We start from the raw sequence: 21875 nt of genomic DNA on the forward strand, positions 1-21875 counted from the left end.
ATGTAAATAGCATTAGAGCTATAACTTGATAAGCTTTGATATAAAAGAAATATCTGAACTTTTAATTATAACCCTAACACCAGAAGGATATTCGATCATAACTGGAGTTTCAGTGATATTAGATTCTTCCGCAACGGTATTAACGTTCATTAATTCATTTCTCACAACCTCTAGCGTATGGGTTTGCTGTTGTGAAGAATCTAGAAAGGTTTCATTATCTTTTACCAGAACAGATGACATCTTATCTGATACTCCGTGATGTTCAAGGTATGGATTGACAGGTTTTCCACTTTCTTTGTGCTTTAAATATGCAAAATAACTGTAGGGACGTGGTGTAAAATTTAAAAGCCAAGCAGCCATTTCTATACTTAGCTCAGAGGTGTTCTTGTCTTTTTTCAGAAAATAAATTAAAGGTTTAAATTTCGCTGGATTGATCATTTTAACGTCCATAAGCGAAATCTCATCATTCATCGACTTATCCATGAAATTTTTGAGTGTCCGCATATCATAAGGGTTTGAGGTCTCAATATAGCTCATAACACACTCATTTCTTACCTTCGCTGGACCGAGATACAGCATATTATTTGAAATAATCCCTTGTTCTTTGAGCGCCAAGTAATGGTTTCTCACAGCATCTCTATATTCATTCGTCATAATTGAAATTATTATATGTTCTAACTATGATTTAAAGTTCATAATTTTTGACACAAATTAATAATCTCGGATGCTACAAAAAAAATTGTTACAGAAATTATTTGAGTTTACATTTAAAGAATAATAGTAAAACCCCAATTAACGACTCAGCCTATTGTCTTCATATTTTTTTCGTTCTGTCTTTAAGGAAACCAGCCATTCAAGATACATGCCTTCTGGCATATTTCGATATCCTATTTCATGAATATGTTTATATTCCTTATTAAGTGTAGAAAGAAGTTGCATAGCTTTTGGTTCAGTAGCAACTAATTTTTGATATTGTTCCTTATGAGTTTCAGCTTTTAAAATCAGGGCTGTTACTAAATAGGGATAAACCTGTAATGCTCTTTCCGCGCATTTCAAAGCGAACTTACCATCATTTTCGGGAAAAGATCTGTTGTATGCATTGGCAAGATCCACTAAACAAAGTGCAAGGCTTTCCCGATCAGTCAATGCTTTCATGTAAACGCCATTCTGTATAGCATCCAAATGAATAAATCCTGATGCCATGAGCCAAGCATCCTGCGGGAAGATACCACTTGTTAATTCCGTGTTATACCAGCCAATAGACTTTATATTATGCTTAATGTAAATATGGTTTGGTGCAAGCGCCAAATTCGCATCTGCTCCAATTTCTTCCGCCAGTATTTTATAAAGATATGGCAGAGAATTACAGTTACCTTTCTGTGTATTCACCAACTTGGAAACAAAAAGATTGGAGAGGTCTTTGTGCCCAAACACATCATTAAAATCATAGGAAAACGCTTTATACTGGAGCGTATCCCTATTAATAACAATTGGCGTTTCCTGACAGATAACAGAAAATATTGCAGCGTATTTACTTACAGCTGCTTTATCTTTTCCTTCATAGGTCAAGTCCCTATTTTCTATTATTTTTTTTGCAAAGTTTGCCATGAATTTTATTTTCCGGCTCACTTCTGCTGTATCTAGTTTACCCTGGTAATATGCTTCCTCCACGCTCAATACAGCAGTCTTAAAACTATAAGCCTGCTTATCAGTAAGCATATTGTCTATTGTGAGAAATGCATCATCATAAAAGCGGTTTTCCTGCGCTTTAACAAGATTGCTTAGCATTACAAATAAGGTTATAATAAAGTACTTCATAATGTAGGTCTGTAAATTAAGAATATTAGTTATTGTTAGTATCAAGATAATCAAGAACCTCAATTACCAATATATCATCATCCTTTTTAGAATATTTTGAAAGGAAAAAATTTATTAAATTATCTAACTCTCGAATTGAACAGAGCCTTTCATAATTTACATTGTTATCTTTTATAATTTCTCCGAACCCTCTTTTTGATTTAAAGAATTTATAATCGCTGTCAGCGCCAATAGAATATTCGGCATAGATCATAATCTTATCAAGATCTAGATCAACAAAATTTTCACTTAATAATTCCTCTACTCGGTTAATTCTTATGGCTTTAATTATTTCTTCTAATCTCATCGTTTATTTGCATTTCATAATTAGTTTTTCTCAACTAGGTTCAATACTTTCCAGCCAGAAGGACCAGAATTCCAAACCCATAGCTCATTTTTCGTAATTGCCCCATCCCTATAAATAACTTTTTCCTCAATCAAATGCTGATCTTCCCTTTGATCTTTCAAAGTGAATACTCTTTCTATACCTTCAAAATTCGGAAAACCACTTATTTCTAAATCATCAACAAAAGATGTTTTCAATGCGGCTGTTATCATTGTAAGATTCTTTTCATTAACCACTACAGAATGATCAATCATAATATTTTCAGCCTCCTTTCTGAAATCTTTGCAGGAAAATATGCCATCAAGGTCCTTATTGTTATAAAATTCTTCGATTCTTATAATTGCACCTTCCGGTGTAGTCAAATCTGGCCTAAAGAAATCATCTCCGTCATCAATTCGTGCCCCGCAATATATTTCAAAATTCAGTTTATCTTCTTCTCCAAGCATATTTCTATATTGTCTTATAGTATACCCCCCAAGCATCCTTTGGTTCTCAATAATTAGCCAATCCACAGCTTCACTGAATGGAACGTTTTCGGGATTACCATTTTCTGCCAAAACTCCACTGTAATAGCCATCCTCGATCCTGACATCCTCCAACCACACGAAAATTTCATCCTTATTTTTAAACTTTATAGAAGTATAGCCCATATATCCTTCTTTAATTAGTTTATTGAAATGCCAGATGGTATTTTTTGCTTTATATAATAAATAGAGATATTCTTGATTTTCCTCTAACTGAAAACTTTTATTCATGTTTCACAGGTGAATGTCACCGTTGTTTTAGGGTTATATTATTATAGTCGAGCAGACATCTTTTAATTTATAACTTTACACATCGCATTTTGGGTTATACAATGCAGTTCAAACAGATCAATTTATCGAGGATTATTCATCATAAAATAGCTCTTATCCACTGTGCCGATTTCAAAAATCGTTTTGCTGTATCATCCCCCCATTGCGCCCCATAATCAAACTCAAAGTTTTTGCAATTGTCATTTTTCAAAACTGTATTGGCGGTTAGTAAAAGCTTTTTACTATCAATAGTTCCTGAAAGCTCCTGGAATTTCTTTTTCCAACCTGCGGATGGATTAGCACCACGCCCAGTATCAAAGAAATTAATAAGCTGAACTTTAATGTCAAAATCATCCCAATCGTCTTCAGCAATTTCTAAATTAAAAATGCCATTCAAGATTTTATAACAGCCCTGCTGATTTTCCACTTGAAATTTTTTCAAATAATCAATTAATGCGACATCCTTAGGCGAAACCAATTTTAAAATCTTTTTAAAACAGATAATATCATGGTGAAAGGTCTTTTGCTGAATAATGTGCAATATATTTTTCAAAGTTGAAAACTTAACTTCGTTAGTAGCCTGTTTAAAAATTCCACGAACATGTTCTATTTTTAGAATGTCTTCTATGAAATTACTGTTGGGCGAAACGAAATAGTTATCTCTAAGATAAACAGTAATATGAAAAAAATCTTCTGGTGAATATACAATCATCTTGTCCTTTACAAATTTGCCTATCAAATTATCTCTGAGTAATGCACCTAATCTTACAACATATAATGACCTCAAAAAAGCATCATTGAATACATTGTTGTAATGCAACAACTTAGGAAGGATGTATTTGTAACATTTCCTTTCGATTTCTGATGAAATGAGTTGGTTGAATTTTGCTTCCAATTCTTTTTCTGTTTTTACCTGCTCCTTCATATCATGAATCGCTTGCTCATGTTTCAATAGCAATAAGTAAAACCAATTTTGAATTTTAATAAAATCACTTTCAGAAATATTTAGCTCTTTAGCTAAAATTTCAGATTTCGCCAGCTCCCCCTTTTTAAAAATTAAATATTGTTCTCCCATTCTTAAACATTACTTAGCACGAGTTTCTAATCAAAATCTGGGTAAACAAAATTATACTTCCCAGTCTTTATTCTTTCCACTACAGCAAAGGGAGGAATTACAATTCCGATCTCTGCTTTTCGATTTTCTCCTTCCAGTTTAGCAACCTTTGTAAAACTTTTATCATTGATTTTCCATACAAACCAATTTTCAGAAAATTTTATGGGCTCTTCCCCAACTTTATTACCGTAATCATTGGTATCTCTGAATAAGATATCTTGTGTTGCAGCATAAATAACACTACTCCCTTCTTGCTTATAATAATGTTGTTTTACTCCGATATTAATCATGGTATGGGCATGAAAGTCAACATCTCCCGCTAGAAGTTCCGAAAAATCAGGAATTTTATCCTTTGGATATTCTTTTCTGAAAACACGAATAACATCGCTATTCAGCTGTGTCAAATCATTTGCTATGTATTGAAAATATTTTTTTTTCCCACTATCTAATGTTATTGAAAATATATCTCCGATCTTAGTTTTCACTCTTCTCGCCATTTTTTCATAAGGTTGTTTTGGTTATATATTTTATGATTGTTGAGTATCATAAACTAATAAGCCATCATCGAACCAAACATCTTCATAGCCTTTATCGTCCATCAAAAAACGATTCCCAGGGGGAAGTCCTAAATATTTTACTATGCCTGGAAAAATTTCAAGTAAATGAAAAATATGAATTGGTTTAAAAAAATCATCAGATTCAGAGTAATCCCCAGCCCAAATGTACCAGCCTGAAGTATCTCCTTCTGGAAAATGTCTTAATCCATTTAATGGCATTTCACCACTACCAAAGTTATTAGACATGCCAATTTTTAAATCAAGACCAGTATTAAAAAATGCTTGATTATATTTAATACAAATCTCTTTTTGCTCTTCTATATATTTATTGTCCATTTGTTCTTTGTTGTATTACTTTTTTCATTTCCTTTGAGTATTTACTCATCGCTGCACCTTGCTGTGCAGAACAAGTTTGACACTGAGAATTAACAGCATTTAATGATCTCATTCGTTTTGTATCAATAGTTCCCGTCTGGTAATGTTCTTTGACAAGTTCATATTTATGATTCGCTACCATTTTTGTATCTGTAGCTCCACACGTAACACAAGGCTCTCCTTGAACTGCCGCTCTTTGTGCAGCGGTTGTAGCATTATTTGGTCGCTTATATAGCGTATTTGTGACTGGCTCTGTAATAGCATTTTTTGTGCCACTTGCTTCTGCTCCTAACAAGGGCGCAACGCTGCCTGCCATCTCAAAAGCCTTTCCAACTGGTGTTGTTGCGCTAGGGGTATTCAGATTCATATTTGGATCTGGACTAAAAGTCGCAATCATCCAAACATCATATATCCCATTAATTGCCGAACCCACTGCTGAAAGAGTAGATGAAATGGCATCCCTTGTAAAATTAGATAATTGAAGTGCCCCAGTAGCGCCACCAGCCGGAAGAGATTGTGCCTGTCCATTAAGGCCCAAGTAAACGGAACCTGCATCACCTCCTTGCCCTTGTATGGTTGCATTACTTATTACAGAACCGTCAGGTTTATATTCAGTAAATCCTCTTGATTGATAATTATCCGCCGTCAAATCACTCTGCCATTGCCAGACATTATCTTTACCCAGCCCCCATCCTAAACCTTCTCTCCCATCTGGGTCAATATTACTAATGGGATTGTTAAATACATAATTATATGGCGTCCAGCTTGAGAACTCCTCGCTTAATGGGTCAGGGCTAATCCAACGGCCGTGTGTGTCTCCAATCGGCTGAGCGTCGGGATCGTCTAGATCCACTTCCAAGAAATCGATCACTTCACCTTTTTTTACATTGAAGCGCGCTGATCCGATTGTGACAATACTATCTTGATCATGAAATTCAAGATATTTTCCTTTACTTAATGTTGCAACCTTAGGATAGTAGCCATATTTTTTGAAAGGGTTCCCTGCCTCAATATTCTTTCTTCTTCTCTCAGCTTCGTCCGGACTAAGACTATCTCTGGTTTTTAGTACCTCAGTCATGTAGGGCCGAGATCGCTCTTCCTTGGTCAGTTTAACGGGATTTACCCATTCCTTTTGCTTTGTGTTTTTTTTCTTTTGTTTTTCCTGAGCTTGTGAAAAGCATACTAGGAACAGGAAAACAAAAAATAAAATCTTCCTCATAATTTATTTGTTTTTTTATTGTTTTTTATAACCATTCTTTTGGAATCTTGTAAATCTTGGGGGATTCTTTTTTAGGTGTTACTGGTTTTGGTTTATTTTTGGCTTCTTTCTGCTTTTGAGCATTTATAATTCTCATCCTTTCAGCAATTTCGTCGCTGTTTTGTTTATTCTCGGTACTTTTTAACGAACCAAGCCATTTTTCATATTGATCAAGTGGCATCTGGGTAAAACCTGATTGATCTATATAATCAAAGGCCATATTTATTTGGCGAAATTGATTTTCCAATGGAGGATAATTACGGATGTTTTGAAGCTGCTCCTTAATTTGAGGATCGATTCCGAACCTACTACAAGCCTGCATGAAGCGTACCTGATCTGTGTTGCTTTTCCATAATGTAGCGTTGATATTATTTGGATTGAGAGCTAATGCCTTATCCAAGACTTTGGACACAAATTCGTCGTAACCATACTTGTGGATATATCCGCTAGCAAGATCAACATAGGTCTGTGACAAAATCTCACGCTTATTCAGATTTTGCATATAGAGCTTATTCTTTAACGCTTCTGCTTTGATATATCCCGAATTAAGCACAAAAGAATTGGCAGAGAACATTCCATTCGTAAGCTCAACACTTAGCATTTCACCATCAGCATCTTTAAATCGTATATAAGAATGATTGGGAGACATAACCAGGTAAGCTTCTGCACCGATCTGTTCAGCTAAAATAAGGTATAGTAAAGGCATTGAATGACACTGCCCCGAATTTGTATTCATCAGTTTAGAAACAAACATTTTTGAGTAGTCCTTAGCCCCCATATAATCATCAAAGTCATATTTTATGGCTTTGTGGACTACTTTTCCGTTTAGTTTACTGTCCTCTGCAAAGTATTTGAAAATCGACAAATTTTTAGAAACATTGTCAGTATCTTCAATTCCACTATTTTTAATATCCCTGCGGATGATATTAGTAGCCTTTTGAATTTGATCCTGATATGTAGAATGAAATTTTTTATCATTATTATTGTAAGCATTCTCCACCAGAAAGACTGCATCTGCAATTGAGTAACCTTCTGGATCAAGTTTTGATAGGTTTTCAAAAGCATTATAATAGGCACCGGTTCCCTTCTTATCCGACATTGATGTTAGCATAAAATTTCTGGAAAAGGATTCCGCCCGAATCTCTTCGATCTGACGTTCAACCTCCTTATTTATGTGCTCTTGATCTGACTGCGAACTAACTTTCTTATGTGGATATACAACGGTCGGGTAATTATTTGCTCTAGGAGTTAAATTGGATGTCCCATTCCGAATCACCGAAACGCTATTTAAATTGGCTTGCTGTGGAGCTTCAGGAAATTTGGGGATTTGTCCATAACTATAGCATGCTGCTAAAAAACAGTAAAGTAATATAATTTGTCTCATCGGTTTAAATGTGTCCTATAGGTTGATTTTGGCTTCGCAATATATTTAATTTTTAAAACTAAAACATAGGTATTTTCACGGAACTTTGAATAATTTCCTTTGTTTAGCTATTAGTTTCTACCTCTTTAAAAGCAAAATTAAACTGGGCTAACGCCAAAACCTGTCGTAATATAATTGAGTTATTACAACTTTGCCCTGATGTATTTCTAAGTGAAAAACACAAAAGGCATGGTACTACGACGCTATGTTAGAGAGGTACTGCGAGAACCCGACAACCATATAGACGACCTAGCCCATGCCCATATAGGGGTACACGGGCGTAAGTCTGTCAAAAAATGGTTGTAAAGAAGATTCGCAGTTTTCTCTAACCAGTTGACAGCTTACGCTTTTATTTTATTTCGATAAAATTTAGGGTGTAAATATATAAATATTTTTAAGACGAAATTTATTTTCACCGTTAATGGATGTAATTTCTAAATTTATACATAAATATTGAAAATATCACATTCAGCACAAAACTATTCGAATAATCGAAAGTTTAACTACAAATCTATTATAAAAATTAATTCATTCAATAAAATATAGTTAAATTTGTAAAGCGAGATCTCCGAAAAACCTAGTTAATGAAATTCTTCCCTAAGCATATAATTGATGTAGAAGATATGTATAAATTGATATATAATACATATCGCGAACGCATATTTCATTATATCAAAGGAAAAGTTAACAATAGGAACGATATCCGTGACATCTCACAAAATGTGTTCTTTCACCTGTGGGAATATAAAGAAGCATTGGGAGGTACAAATACCGAAAATATTATTTTTAAGACTTGTAACCAAGAAATTTCAAAGTTCTTCGCAGCACAACAAAAACAATCATTGGGAATTAATTTTGAAATTCCAGAAAATCCCGATGATTCTGTCGATCAGCTAGATGCTAAACTCATAAAAGAAGAACAGCTCAAAGCAGTGCAAGATAGTCTTGAGATGCTCCCTCTTTCAAGAAAACAAATGTTTACAATGAATAAGCTCGACGGCATTACCCAGGAACAAATCGCCTTCCAACTTAATTTGCCAAAAAAAACGGTGCAAAAACAAATCTCAAAGGCTATGATTTTTCTTAAAAATTTTCACAACAAGTCTTAAAATGCGTTAATCTTAGTTAAAAACAGTTAATTTTTTATTTCAAAGGGGGGCTTTTTCTCATTTCCCAGCTAAATGTAATAAAGACCCTTTCATATGAACAATAAAGATCCACACATTGAACCACTCTCGGCTCAAGAGGCAGAAGAGGATTGGATAGCCATCATCTCTCGTATAAGGGCTCATGAAGCCAAAAAGCGAAAAAGGAAAATCACCCGATTCGTATCTGCAATAGCAGCCTCAATTCTACTATTAATCGGTACTATCCTCACTTACGAAATGTATGTGCTACCCGATGTCTATTATGCAAGGGATAATGATCTGGTAATAACTTTAAAAGATAGTTCTCAAATTACCCTTTCAAAAGGTTCAAAACTAACTGTTGACAAAACATTTCCTTCCGATACAAGGGATGTTTTTCTCGATGGAAATGCCGTTTTTAAGGTCAGCAAATCAAAGATACATCCATTTATTGTACACGCAGGTTCCTATGAAGCTAAAGTGTTAGGAACCGTCTTTAAAGTGACACAAGCAGGCCGCACGTTTAACGTGGATCTTTATGAGGGAAAAGTCCAGGTGAGCAACTCTGCGAAACCCCAAGAATCTTATATCATCCGGCCAAGGGAAACATTCACAAATATGGGTTCCAAGCAAGTTGCAGCAGTAACTCCTACAATAAATAGAGGTTACAAAAATGAAAATAAAATCGCCACCCTAGGATTTACTGACTTCTACTTACAGGATGCCCTTAAGATTATTGAAAAAACATATGCAATTACAATAAAAATCCCTTCAGATAAAGCCTCGTCAAAAATATCTATTTTAAGTAAAGAAGCTACAGCGGAAGAACTGATTGAGCGGATTTCAGTACAACTAAACCTAAACATAAAGAAAACCAATGTTAATACTTTTGAATTGGAGGAGTAAACTCCGGTCTATGATTACTGCGGACAAGATCCCAGACATTTAACCTATGTGAAATTGGACGAAAATTGGACCGACGGTTGCACCCGTCGGTCCCGTATCCAACTAATAAAACTAAACGGAATTATTAATTTTTAAATACAATGCAAAAATATGAAAATTTTATGCACTGCAGCTGTATTTCTGTTATTCGGCTGGCAGGGGCTACAGGCCCAACAGAATCTCTCGCAAATGAGGGTCAGTTTTGAAATCGGTAAAACACCTGCACCAAAAGCAGTTGAAAAATTTCTTACCGAAAATAACATACAGTATAATTACTCCACGGACGATTTGAAAAATTATACTGTTCAACCTTTTAAGTGTAAGAACGAGCCAGTAATGGATTGTTTAAAAAAGATGCTAAAAGATATACCAGTCGAGACGTTAATGTATAACAATAGCATCATTATTCGTCCAAAAAAAAACAAGGCCATATCTGCTAATATTGAAGCACATACCCCGACAATTATAAAAGCTGATACCATACACGAAACATCTAATATTCATAACATCGACGAGGTGGTGCTGAACGCAGGTTACTATAAAGTCTCAAAAAAAGAACAGACTGGAAGCATTGCAAAAATCAGCGCTAAAGAAATTGAGAACCAACCAGTAAATAATGTCTTGTCCACAGCACAAGGTCGAATGGCGGGGGTAAGCATTACCCAGAACGGTGGTACTCCGGGAGGTGGTTATCAAGTTCAAATCCGCGGAAGAAATAGCTTGCGAACAGTATCCAATAGCGGAATTGATGGAAGTCTACCCTTGTATGTTGTAGATGGTGTACCTATCGGCGGTGAAGTTTCTTCACCTTATGGCGCATCTTCGTTACCATTTGCCTCAATTAACCCTTTAAACAGTATTAACCCACAGGACATTGAATCGCTAGAAATCCTTAAAGACGCTGACGCAACGGCAATATATGGCTCTCGTGGTGCAAATGGTGTTATTTTAATAACAACAAAAAAAGGAAAATCTGGAAAGCCACGATTGAACTTGACGACATCTTATGGCATTAGTAAAGCGATATCGAATCTGACATTAATGAATACGGAGCAGTACCTGAATATGAGACGTGAGGCATTTTCGAATAACGGTATTACTTCTTACCCAGTTTCTGCCTATGATATTAATGGAGTGTGGAATCAAAACAGAAATACTGATTGGCAAAAAGAACTTTTCGGTAAAACCGCAACTTTTTCAAATAACCTGTTGTCGGTTACCGGAGGAAGTGAAACCACCACCTTTTTGTTGAGTTTAGGTCATAATGAACAAACGACAGTATTTTCTGATAGGTTTAATTACAAAACCAATACTATTTCAGGTAACCTATCGCATCGGTCGTTGGATAAAAAATTCCAGCTAAACCTAAGTAATCTCTTTTCACATCAGAAAAACAATTTTGTAAACGGTGATGTTACAAGACAAGCTTATATTTTACCAGCCAATGCTCCAGCGTTATATAATGCTGACGGAAGTCTGAATTGGGAGAAGAACACCTTTACAAATCCGGCTGCAGCTTACAATGGAACATATTCCTACGAAAATCTTCAATACCTTACGAATCTAAATACACAATATGAGCTAATTCCCAATTTAATACTGAAACTTAATGCTGGTATTAACTATCAAACATTTGAAGAATGGGCATTAAGTCCTAACACAATTAATAATCCAGCATATATCTCAGGCCAATCCAGCGCATACTCAAGTGCGTCCAAAAGTAATAACAATCGCTTTTCTTATATCATTGAACCGCAAATAAACTGGAATTTCAGCAAAGGAATTCACAAGTTAGATATTCTTCTTGGCGCTTCTTATCAACATGAAAAAAATGGGACTAGCTCAATGCAGGGCTCTGGCTTCGAATCTAACGTCTTTATAAAAAATATCGCCGCCGCGAAATACAAAACAATAAATGATCAGATTACGACACACTACAAGTACGCTGCATTATTTGGTAGAATTAATTATCAGCTAGCTGACAAATATATTTTAAATATTACGGGAAGACGTGACGGAAGCAGCCGATTCGGAACCAACAACAAATTCGCAAATTTTGCAGCACTCGGAGCCGCATGGATTTTCTCTGAAGAAAATCTTCTTAAAGATAACAAATGGCTTAGCTTTGGAAAGCTAAGAGGCAGTTATGGAACAACTGGAAGCGACAATATAGGCGATTACCAATATTATGACACCTATAGTGTGACCAATTCCCAATATGATAATATTACCGGGCTGATCCCCTCCCGACTCTATAACGGAGATTTCAGCTGGGAAAAGACAAGAAAACTGGAAATTGCTTTAGAGCTTGGCTTTTTTAATAACCGGATTAACATAAATACAGCATGGTACAATAATAGATCATCAAACCAATTGATCGGCTACCAACTTCCCAATCTAACTGGATTTTCCTCTGTGCTTGCAAACTTAGATGCGACAATACAAAATACCGGACTGGAAATTGAATTGAACGCAAAACCATTATCATCTGCATCTTTTCGTTGGGAAACATCATTTAATATCAGTTTTCCAAGAAATAAGCTGATCTCTTTCCCTGGTCTGGAAGGCTCTACATACGCCAACCAGTTCGTTATCGGACAACCGACTTCAATTATTAAATTATATAATCTGGAGGGCATAAATCCAAAAACTGGCCAATATATCTTTACAGACTACAACAGTGACGGTAAAATTACAGCGGACGATAAACAGGCTGTAGAAAATATCGCGATGAAGTATTTTGGTGGCTGGAACAATTCATTTAAATACAAAAACTGGAATTTATCATTTCTCTTTCAGTATGTAAACCAGTCAAAAAGAAATTATAATGCGAATATGCCTTCTCCAGGGCTCATGAATAATTTACCTGTCGAAGCTTTAAATGTCTGGTCTCCTAATAATCTTGCCGGTATTTATATGCCCTATAGATCTTCATCAAATCCTATGCATTCACAATTCCAAAGTAGTACGGCATCTGTCTCAGACGGTTCTTTTATACGCCTGAAAAATGTAGAACTTGGTTTTACCATTCCGCTTAGGGAAAGTATCATCCGCGAGGTCAGAATATTCTTTCAGGGACAAAATCTCATAACGTGGACTAAATATTTTGGTGTTGATCCTGAATCAGGTTCGGGATCGTTTCTACCACCTTTAAAAACCTACACCTTCGGTGTAACATGTAATCTTTAAAAAAAAAGTAATGAAAACAATAAAACATATCATCTTTGCATTGATCCTTGCAATCATTCAATATTTATTAGTTTCCTGTGAAAAACTAATCGAAGTAGATTTACCTGAAAATCAAATTGGTTCTGAACAAGTTTTTGAGGATGTCGGTACAGCGAACTCAGCTTTGGCTGGACTTTATGCAGGCTTGTGGGATAATTCGCCGTTGGCGGGTGACCAATCGGGAAGTCTACTATCAATTTATACGGATGAAATGGACTTTTTTGCACTAAATTCCAATCCCGGAATGGCAGAAATTTTCCAAAATCAACAAATAGACAGTAATAATTCAATAGCAAATTATTGGGCAAATGCTTACCAAAAAATTTATCAAGCAAATGCAATCATTGAGGGTTCAGAAAAATCTTCTTCATTACCTGCAACTGACAAAAATAGAATAATAGGAGAAGCCCTGCTCGTGCGCTCTGTTCTTTACTATTACCTCAATCAACTTTTTGGTGATATACCTTATGTAATATCAACAGATTACCAAATCAATAAAAATATTTCCAAAACGAACGCGTCAGAATTACTCACTAAGCTTGAAAATGATGTGAGGAATGTGCTTTCTCTACTTACCGATCAATATCGAAGCTCAGAGAGAGTTATTCCTAATCGCAAAGTTGCACAGCTGGTCTTAGCTAAAATACTGGTTTTAGAGAAGAAATACACTGATGCTGAAATTCTTTTGAAACAAATAAATTCAAGCTCGCTTTATCAATTTCAACCTGATATTTTGAAGGTTTTTAAGAAAGATAATAATGGTATACTCTGGCAGCTTAAACCCCTCAATCAAGGCCAAGCAACCAAAGAAAGTGTACTTTATTTCTTTTCGAACACAGCTCCTCCTTCTTATGCACTGTCCAGCACTTTAATTAATTCTTTTGCACAAAATGACTTCCGTAAACAACAATGGATTGCCCAAGTTTCCGTAGGAGGGCAGACTTGGTATCGGGCTGAAAAATATAAAAACAAAACGGATAATGTTGATGAATATTCCGTAGTATTCCGTTTAGAAGAGGCTTATCTCCTACTAGCGGAAGTTCTTGCTCGTCAGGGCAAAATTGATGAGGCTCTCCCTTTTCTCAATGCTACAAGACTTCGAGCCGGATTAAATCCAATTACACAGCCGATCACCCAACAGAATTTCCTGAATGAAATTCTAATGGAAAATAATAGGGAATTTTTCACCGAAATGGGGCACCGTTTTTTTGACCTTAAAAAGGCCGAAAAATTGGACTTATTAATTTCAAGTAAACCCAATTGGAAAAATTTCCATCAAAAATGGCCATTACCGCAAAAGGAACTGCTTCTCAATTCAAATTTAAAACCTCAAAATTCAGGTTATTAAATGAAAACGCTTATAAAACTTCTACTATTGTTGGCATCCACTTTCTTTGGATGCCAGCAATTGATAGAACCCGAAAACATAAGTTCAGATAACTCTGCTAACTATACAATCCGAAATTTATTGACGTCAAAGGATGGAAGATGGCTAACGGTTAAGCAACAATATCCAAAAAACAAGGATACTCTCTTGATTTTTGACACCAACAAGCCCGAAATTCCAATCGCAAAACTGGCGGCAATGACTGACAGGCAATTATTTATGAAAAACGCCAAATTCCTGATTTCAGGAAAAAGTAAAGCTGTTTTATTAGATCTATATACATTGAAACAAATTGAATATCAAAAAGTAAAGACTGTAGATTATTTTCCAGTTCTTGATCGCTATTTAATTCTTGACGATAAAAATACCCTAACGGTTTATGATGGTTTTGGAAAGATTTTCGCAAAAATTGAACACATAAAAGGAAATATTCTTACAGATTCTAATAAAACAAAACTTTTTGTCACATCAAAAAATAAAAAGAATGAAGTTTTTGATTTAAGTGGAGAACTTCCCAAAATCATATACAGTTCCACTAACGAAATAGCACGAATAGACCTCTCTAAATCCGGAAGAATGATAATGATTTCTGAACGTGATGAACTTTTGCTCAAACCCGTATTCATAGATATAAAAACAGGTAATATTTACTCCATGAAGAATATCGGATTTCAAGAATTAGAATCTATTGAATTTACGGAAATTAAAGATGAGAAAGCATACTTAATACAGTTAAAAAGGAAACATAAAAAAAATAAAAGTCCGCAAATATGGTACGGGAAAGATGGAAATCTACAAGAAAATGAAGATGGCTTTTCTTCTCAATTCAAATTTATCTATTGGCGCCCTAAAGACGGATTACTCCTCAAACTACCAAATAACAATCCAAATCTAATATTAACTCCCTTCAACAATGACCGTTACTTATTAGCATTTGATCCAGTAAGCTGCCATAACTATGAAACTGAACAAAGAATAATGGCTGTTTATCTATATGATCTGGAGGAAAATAAGTATAGCCAAATATTCAGCAAAGTCTCACGGATCATTTATTCTCCTGATGGAAGTTATCTCTTAGCGCTGTCAGAAAAGAATAAAACAGATAAACAATGGGTTCTTATGGATATATGCACAAACGCCCATTTTAACATTAAATCCAAAGTAATATTACAAAATCCTGTTTTTAGCACAGGCAATAAGAATATATTCTTCGAAGGTAATACTGATGTTTGGCGCTATACAATTAAAAACTGTTTGTTAGAACAATTTAAATTATCCACTGGAAATCCATCCTTCGAAAAAATCAACAAATTTTCTAACCGTGGCGCACACACGTTTTTCAATATTCCTATTGAGTCAAATTATATAAATGCGGCTCAGCCACTTATTATCCGCACGAAAGATCAAGAAAACAAAACCGTATTTTTTTCATTGCAAAGAAATTCACTTAGAAAAATTCTTCCTAGCAACACTAATAGAATAAAGGAAATTCTGTTTGATGCTCAATTAAAAAATGTCTTTAGCATTGAGGAAAATTATAATACGCCACCAAAGATTGTTTACAGTAAACTGCCAAATGGAAAAAAAAGTACCATTTATACGTCCAATAAAAATGATACCCTTTCAAGGAAGCTCAAACAGGAAATTGTTTCTTACACCGACTCATTTGGAAATAAATTAAAGGGAACACTCTTTTATCCTGTGAACTTTGTTGAAACAAAGACCTATCCAATGATTGTACGGATATATCAGATGCAGTATACACAGGCAAATGAATTTTTAATAGCAGGAATGTCAAGTCCAATATATGATAAAAAAGCCTTGGTAGAAAACGGCTACTTTGTTTATGAGCCTGATATCCCCCCAAAACCAATGGGCTCAGGAGAAGTAGCTTTAAATTGTGTTAATCTCGCTCTTGACGCAATAAAAGAAAAAAAATATATAGACAAATCTAAAATCGGATTGACAGGACATTCATTTGGAGGTTATGAAACCAACTTTATTGCCACGCAATCAAAGAGATTTGCAGCATATATTTCGAGTGCTGGAATAAGCGATTTAATTGAGTCCTACTTTTCATACAATTACAATTTTCATTTTCCAGATTATGCGAGGAAAGAAAATAATCAGCATAATTTTCCGTCCTTCGCTGAAAACAAAGAGGTCTATCTCGCTAATAGTCCCGTTCTTTTTGCCGAAAAGGTGAGCGCTCCGATATTACTATGGTCAGGATTAGAAGATCAAAATATTCCCCCAAAACAGATACAGGAATTCTATATTGCCCTTAAACGAAATAACAAAGATGTCATCGCTTTATTTTATCCTGATGTTGGTCATGTAATGTTCAATGAAACTCCTGAAGCCGACGATCTGAAAATACGATTACAGCAATGGTGGGACTACTTTCTAAAAGGCAAAACAAATGTGGAATGGATAGATAACCAAATAAAACCAACCTGCAAAAATGAGAATTTTTCAAATTGAAAAGGATGCCAATTTTGGCATCCTTTCAAGTGTTAATTTTGAGGAACTTTAAAAAGTGGGTTTCCACACATTGTTCCTGAAGATGGCTGTTGTCGGAGCGTAATGGAAGTATTCTCTGACCATGTACATGCTTCGTCACTAGCCACTGTACTACAATCTTCATGTGTATTCACACATAAATTCTGGCTGTTATCGAAAACATAACCATCAACGATTGCTTTTGCTGCTTTGTCAGCCTTGCCTGCATAGGCTGCTCCTGCACCCATCAATAAGACGGCAACTGGAATTAAGATCTTTCTCATAATTCATTTTATTAAAGTTATTGCCTACTCTTTTACTATTAGGTTTTCGGCTTCCCCTGCATTATTTTTGTCATATAACGGTTTTCGAAAATAAAATCGTTGTAATTTATCACCTATGATTACATACAGGTACTTTTCAGTGACCAGCATGTCCGAAACACTTTTTCCGCTATCATTGTAGAGGTAAAAACTGCCTACATATTCCTGCCTGTCCATTCGATAAATATCAACCACCTTGGCATTTTTCCATGCTTCCTGGGATTCATATTTACCCATTAAATCAGAAATGATAAATATAAAATTCTTATTCGCAGCCGACTTACTATTGACACGCAGAGGCGGAGTGCTCAACTTATGTTGTCCGTCACTCAAACTCGCAGTGCTTATCTTTGCAATGCTGGTTGTATCGATTGTATTCAGCCTTTGAAGAACCTCCAAATTTTTATCAAGTACAATAAATTGATTCCGATATGAATATGTATAAATAAGATTTCCCATATTTTCTCCGCCGATCAATTTTCCATCGACATCGAAAAACCCGTCCACTTGCTTCTCTAATATTGCTGGGAAAAAACTTACTTTCGGTTTGCCGTAAAGGTCCAAACTTCCTATCACAAGGTCCTTCGTTTGGCTGCTTTGAGTTCTAAGTGCAAATTTGGATGAATCTAGTACAGCGAGCTGCGTAAAATAGGCATCTCCAAAACTTATAGTTTGTGCTTTAGTGTCACCAAGTTTTCCCCTGTATATCACAGGTACAGTTCCATCATAGAAATAATAAAATGGACTTTTTACCTGCACTTCAATCTTTTTAAAAGGATGAGCAAGATTATCAGGTAAAATCTTTAGTTTGTCTGTTTGTTCTAATCCTGTATCTACTGTAGTTAAAAGTTGAGGAAAATTCCTGTTTCCCAAGTAAATATGATCGTTGTCAGCACCAGCAAAATAATAAAAAGAATTATCCAATTTCAAAGAACCTTCCTCTATAATTGGGTACTGCAAAAAACGTCTAATAAAGCTATTTTCCACCTTCATAATATGTTCGGAGGCCACAAAAAGACCAACAACTATGACTATGTTAGTCAACATAATCCAACTTACATATTTAAACTCCCTTTTAATATTATTCTGTTTTGCCTTCGCATGTACGTAGAGCGCTACAACAGCAAGTAATAGAAAAAAGATATTGAAAATTAAATGCTCTCCCCATCCCATTTTTTCTAAAATCCCACCGCAGGAACAGGGTATAAAATCACTGAAAAGTAAAATGAGATAAATGTAAAAGGTAAAAGCTGTCATCAGACCTACCGATCCATATAGGCCTTGCCTATTTGTTTTGGGAAAAAGGAGCAGCACTGCTACCAGAACTTCGACAATTAGAACTGCGTAAGAAATAAAACCAGCGTATGCACTTAAAAGTGGTGACTGCGCAAGTTGAACTTGAAAAGCCTCAAATTCAATGGCCTTACTGAAAGCTGCATAAATAAAAAGAAATGCTAACAATGCGCTAACAATTTGAACGAAGTATTTTCTAATATATTTAATGACTATCATAATCAGTAACATTGATTATGACAAATTTCGCTAACATAGGAAATTAAAATATGGGCAATATCAAGAACTATATTCCAATATCAAACAAATTTATACCAAATATTAAAGGAAGTATACCAGATATTAAAAATAGACCTACAAATTAGCCAATCGAGGAATAAGCGTAACACTTACCTTATGTCGAACAAACGCTTTGTACATATTCGCATAATCAAGAAAATTATTCTTGAATGCGATCTCTTTAAGACTTAAATCCGTGAAAATTATGTCCCCAACTGCATCCATCATGTTCTTTTTTAATCTAAAACTATAAAAGGCATCACCAAAGCATAGTTTACAATCTCGCTGGAAATGACTGTAATTATAACCTTTACTTTCGATGAAATCCTTCACCGTTTGTTTTTGGTTATTGGAATAAGAATCAAAAATATCTTTGACGTACAACACATTTGACGAAACGTTCCTTATTAAATTCTTCGGCATACATAGATCAATTGCATGTAAATATCCATTTCTTCGATCATCGGGGCGAGCTATTCCCACGACCAGATGCATGTTTATTGTGTCAGTATAACGAAGATGAATGGGGAGTATATCATTATAAAATGGTTGTGTTTGATTTACTTTTTGCAAAATTTGCGTAACAGTTGGTTCATGCCCCTTTATATATAGGTTATCATAATGCCCTATATACTCCTCCTTCGTCACTTCATCAGGTAGAATTTCAAGCCTTTTAAAAAAGTTAAAATAGTAGTCCGCCACAGTTTTTAACCTTATAGACAGCTCTTGTAAGTCTGAAAAGAAAACTGCCGACTTCACGAAGTTTAAATTGCAGAAAAGATCGATATTCCGTTCTGCCATAGCATCCAATAATGAAACGATATAAAAATTCATTATAATCTATTGTTAGTTTCATAATTAAGACCGGCCGGGAGCTACAAAGATAAAGTTTCCGTATAGTGTAATTTATGGTCTATAGTTTACATAAATCTAACATTTTTAATCTAATAAAGAAATAATAACCAACAAATTACACACAATACCCTTGATAATTAATACTTCTCAGTTACGTATAACAAAAAAGGACGGCACAAAAGCCGTCCAATCGAGCATGATTGCATCCTGGTAGTGTAGGTAATTTCAATTGATAAATGTAACAAACTTTTCCAAATTCAAAAATTATCTAACTGGACCAATAATAATCGGGCCTAGCTTCTTGTTTTGAAACTGGAAAGAAAGTTGCTTCTCATTACCAAAACTATCAGCTATCCAAACATCGATATTTTGGGATACAAGCGACTCAGAGGTATAGTACAGGCGGAATTCCTTTTGGGCTAAGGGATATAGATCATTTGGAAGATAGGGTTTATGATCAAAATATCTCAAGGTTCCCTGTCCGTCATTTTGAAAATAACGTAAATAATAATTGTTTCCAGTGTAATCTCCATTCGAGATAATCGATATTCTTATTTCTGCTGTTTCACCCATTGCAATCTCTTTCGGTACTGGCATCACTTTTACCTCAAAAGGAAAATTCTCCTGAATATCCAAAGTTTCTTTTTCGCATCCTGCTAAGAAGAAGACTCCTAGTATTCCCATCAAACCGAGTATAATTGTAACAAACGACATTTGACTTTTATGCATTATATTTTTCATAACATTATATTTTTCAAAAGTTTATTCGCAAACCAACACCTGAAGATGGTCTAAATTGCTCCAAATCTGTTCCCCAAAGCACTCTAATCCTCCCCTGTAATAGCAGAACTACACGATCCGATAAGTAGGTCTCAAGAGACAACCTTCCTCCAGTCCCGAAAATAAATCCGCTTTTATTCAGTAATAGCGCACCATCTGACAATAGACTATCACCTCTATTCACCACTTCATATCCGCCAACACCGGTCAAGCCCGCATTAAGTGTAATAAACTTTTTCGCATCTGAAAGTAACTGAACACTATATCCAACCTCTCCCAAGTAATTTTCCAACGGAAGTACCAATTGTTTATAATCTGCTGTTCGTCGCTGAAATTCGGCACTCCAAATCCAGTAGTTTCCACGCCTCGCGTAGCTATTTAAAGTTAAGTTTACGTAGTAATTCGATCTTACCTCTTTTGTTGACAACAGTCCGGCACTTACTTCTAAGGCTTTTTGTTTATATACCATACGTTGCGAATATCCATGTATACTTATAAGTGTAAGTATCAAAAAAATGCTGTATTTTTTCATAAGATATTGTTTTACTGACTAATTTTGATTTTCATTTCCGATACAGGTTTGGCATTGACCAGATCCGAATTTTCTATTTCCAAGATCTGATTTCGGCCACCATTCTTCTCATACAATGCGATCCTTAAAATCTGGTTATCGGTGATTGTAAATTGATCGATAAGCACAACATTAGATGCGGAGGACTCATCGGAAACCATCTCCATCATGGGATATTGACGTAAAGGTGTAAGTTGCTTTTCCTGCGAAACGGTCCTCTTTCCAACCTGTTTATCCACAATCTTAAAAGTGCAATAATCAATCAGGTAAGGAACATTCGATTTATTTTTAACTTCACTGTGAAAGTAAAATTTACCATTGTGAACATATATTCCTTTGAGTATGAATTGAATTCCATAAGATTTAGATCCAATATGCCGGATGTATCTCTTGTCTTGCTGGTAGATTGTTTTCAGCACTTCTTCGGTTAACGATGGTGGATTGAAACCGAGCTCCTCGAACTGCACATTTTTTTGCTCGACACGTTCGCCATCCTTTTGCATTTTATACAAATCATAATTTAATGTTTGCGGATCAGCACTGTATGTCACATTGAAATTATAAAATTTGCCATCCTCTGTAATTACACTAAAATTCGTTTCCTCACTAAAATCTTTCTCTGTAGCCTTAACGCGAAGAACGTTTTTAGCATCTTCCGCAATTCCTGCGGTAAGCAGTACTGACCCTAGATCTGCATATCTTATCGAAAAAGGAAAAATTAAATGAGTTGTCTTGTTGTAGGTTACCTCAAGCCTAAACGGTTCAACCCTTCCCTTTTCAAGATCAGTTTGTTGTGCAAAAGTTTTTATAAATAACCCTACCAAAAGGACTATTACGACTGTATTCCTTATAATGTTCATC

At 35.2% G+C, this 21875-nt stretch carries 20 protein-coding genes; 5 read left to right on the forward strand and 15 right to left on the reverse strand.

Annotated features, from left to right (window positions below):
• Positions 1-18: 18 nt before the first annotated feature.
• The 9 genes from MP477_RS04215 to MP477_RS04255 form a co-directional block, all read right to left on the reverse strand.
• Positions 19-654, reverse strand: coding sequence for a hypothetical protein (locus tag MP477_RS04215; protein ID WP_257189273.1), 636 nt, complete (start codon positions 652-654; stop codon positions 19-21).
• A 138-nt stretch (positions 655-792) separates the two neighbouring features.
• On the reverse strand, positions 793-1818 hold the full coding sequence (locus MP477_RS04220) for a hypothetical protein (protein WP_257189274.1): 1026 nt from the start codon (positions 1816-1818) through the stop codon (positions 793-795).
• A 25-nt stretch (positions 1819-1843) separates the two neighbouring features.
• Positions 1844-2164: a hypothetical protein gene (locus MP477_RS04225; RefSeq protein WP_257189275.1), complete on the reverse strand. Its 321-nt coding sequence runs from the start codon at positions 2162-2164 to the stop codon at positions 1844-1846.
• Between the two features lie 20 nt (positions 2165-2184).
• Positions 2185-2958 (reverse strand): DUF2314 domain-containing protein, encoded by a 774-nt coding sequence (locus tag MP477_RS04230; protein ID WP_257189276.1) that lies wholly within the window; start codon positions 2956-2958, stop codon positions 2185-2187.
• Positions 2959-3097: 139 nt separating this feature from the next.
• Positions 3098-4072, reverse strand: coding sequence for a hypothetical protein (locus tag MP477_RS04235; protein ID WP_257189277.1), 975 nt, complete (start codon positions 4070-4072; stop codon positions 3098-3100).
• 26 nt (positions 4073-4098) lie between these two features.
• Complete coding sequence (locus tag MP477_RS04240; RefSeq protein WP_257189278.1) at positions 4099-4608, reverse strand: hypothetical protein; 510 nt, start codon at positions 4606-4608, stop codon at positions 4099-4101.
• A gap of 30 nt (positions 4609-4638) precedes the next feature.
• On the reverse strand, positions 4639-5004 hold the full coding sequence (locus MP477_RS04245; RefSeq protein ID WP_257189279.1) for a DUF2185 domain-containing protein: 366 nt from the start codon (positions 5002-5004) through the stop codon (positions 4639-4641).
• A complete protein-coding gene (locus MP477_RS04250; RefSeq protein WP_257189280.1) occupies positions 4994-6262 on the reverse strand; it encodes an RHS repeat domain-containing protein in 1269 nt (422 codons plus the stop codon). The genes MP477_RS04245 and MP477_RS04250 overlap by 11 nt, the downstream gene beginning before the upstream one ends.
• A 25-nt stretch (positions 6263-6287) precedes the next feature.
• Complete coding sequence (locus MP477_RS04255) at positions 6288-7400, reverse strand: transglutaminase family protein (RefSeq protein WP_257189281.1); 1113 nt, start codon at positions 7398-7400, stop codon at positions 6288-6290.
• Positions 7401-8308: 908 nt separating this feature from the next.
• Between MP477_RS04255 and MP477_RS04260 the strand changes: the two genes are divergently transcribed.
• From MP477_RS04260 to MP477_RS04280, 5 genes are all read left to right on the forward strand, one after another.
• Entirely contained in the window at positions 8309-8833 is a 525-nt protein-coding gene (locus tag MP477_RS04260; protein WP_257189282.1) for an RNA polymerase sigma factor, read from the forward strand.
• A 93-nt stretch (positions 8834-8926) separates the two neighbouring features.
• On the forward strand, positions 8927-9757 hold the full coding sequence (locus tag MP477_RS04265) for a FecR family protein (RefSeq protein WP_257189283.1): 831 nt from the start codon (positions 8927-8929) through the stop codon (positions 9755-9757).
• Between the two features lie 150 nt (positions 9758-9907).
• Complete coding sequence (locus MP477_RS04270) at positions 9908-12985, forward strand: SusC/RagA family TonB-linked outer membrane protein (RefSeq protein ID WP_257189284.1); 3078 nt, start codon at positions 9908-9910, stop codon at positions 12983-12985.
• Positions 12986-12995: 10 nt separating this feature from the next.
• The gene (locus MP477_RS04275) at positions 12996-14372 is read left to right on the forward strand and encodes a RagB/SusD family nutrient uptake outer membrane protein (protein WP_257189285.1); all 1377 of its coding nucleotides are present in this window, start codon (positions 12996-12998) and stop codon (positions 14370-14372) included.
• On the forward strand, positions 14373-16895 hold the full coding sequence (locus MP477_RS04280) for a S9 family peptidase (RefSeq protein ID WP_257189286.1): 2523 nt from the start codon (positions 14373-14375) through the stop codon (positions 16893-16895).
• Between the two features lie 32 nt (positions 16896-16927).
• Here MP477_RS04280 and MP477_RS04285 read toward each other — a convergent pair whose 3' ends face one another.
• The 6 genes from MP477_RS04285 to traN all read right to left on the reverse strand — a co-directional run bounded on the left by MP477_RS04285 (position 16928) and on the right by traN (position 21874).
• Positions 16928-17197 carry a DUF6520 family protein gene (locus MP477_RS04285; protein ID WP_257189287.1) on the reverse strand — a complete coding sequence of 90 codons (270 nt, stop codon included), beginning with the start codon at positions 17195-17197 and terminating at the stop codon, positions 16928-16930.
• A 24-nt stretch (positions 17198-17221) separates the two neighbouring features.
• Positions 17222-18760: a MauE/DoxX family redox-associated membrane protein gene (locus tag MP477_RS04290; RefSeq protein WP_257189288.1), complete on the reverse strand. Its 1539-nt coding sequence runs from the start codon at positions 18758-18760 to the stop codon at positions 17222-17224.
• Between the two features lie 123 nt (positions 18761-18883).
• Positions 18884-19642, reverse strand: a complete 759-nt coding sequence (locus MP477_RS04295) for a helix-turn-helix domain-containing protein (protein ID WP_257189289.1) — start codon at positions 19640-19642, stop codon at positions 18884-18886.
• A gap of 285 nt (positions 19643-19927) precedes the next feature.
• The gene (locus tag MP477_RS04300; RefSeq protein ID WP_373567402.1) at positions 19928-20404 is read right to left on the reverse strand and encodes a DUF3872 domain-containing protein; all 477 of its coding nucleotides are present in this window, start codon (positions 20402-20404) and stop codon (positions 19928-19930) included.
• A 13-nt stretch (positions 20405-20417) separates the two neighbouring features.
• A complete protein-coding gene (locus MP477_RS04305) occupies positions 20418-20975 on the reverse strand; it encodes a conjugal transfer protein TraO (protein WP_257189290.1) in 558 nt (185 codons plus the stop codon).
• Between the two features lie 11 nt (positions 20976-20986).
• Positions 20987-21874, reverse strand: a complete 888-nt coding sequence (gene traN / locus MP477_RS04310; RefSeq protein ID WP_257189291.1) for a conjugative transposon protein TraN — start codon at positions 21872-21874, stop codon at positions 20987-20989.
• Position 21875 lies beyond the last annotated feature (1 nt).

This window comes from Chryseobacterium sp. WG23, assembly GCF_024586575.1.
In the GTDB taxonomy this organism is placed as follows: domain Bacteria; phylum Bacteroidota; class Bacteroidia; order Flavobacteriales; family Weeksellaceae; genus Chryseobacterium.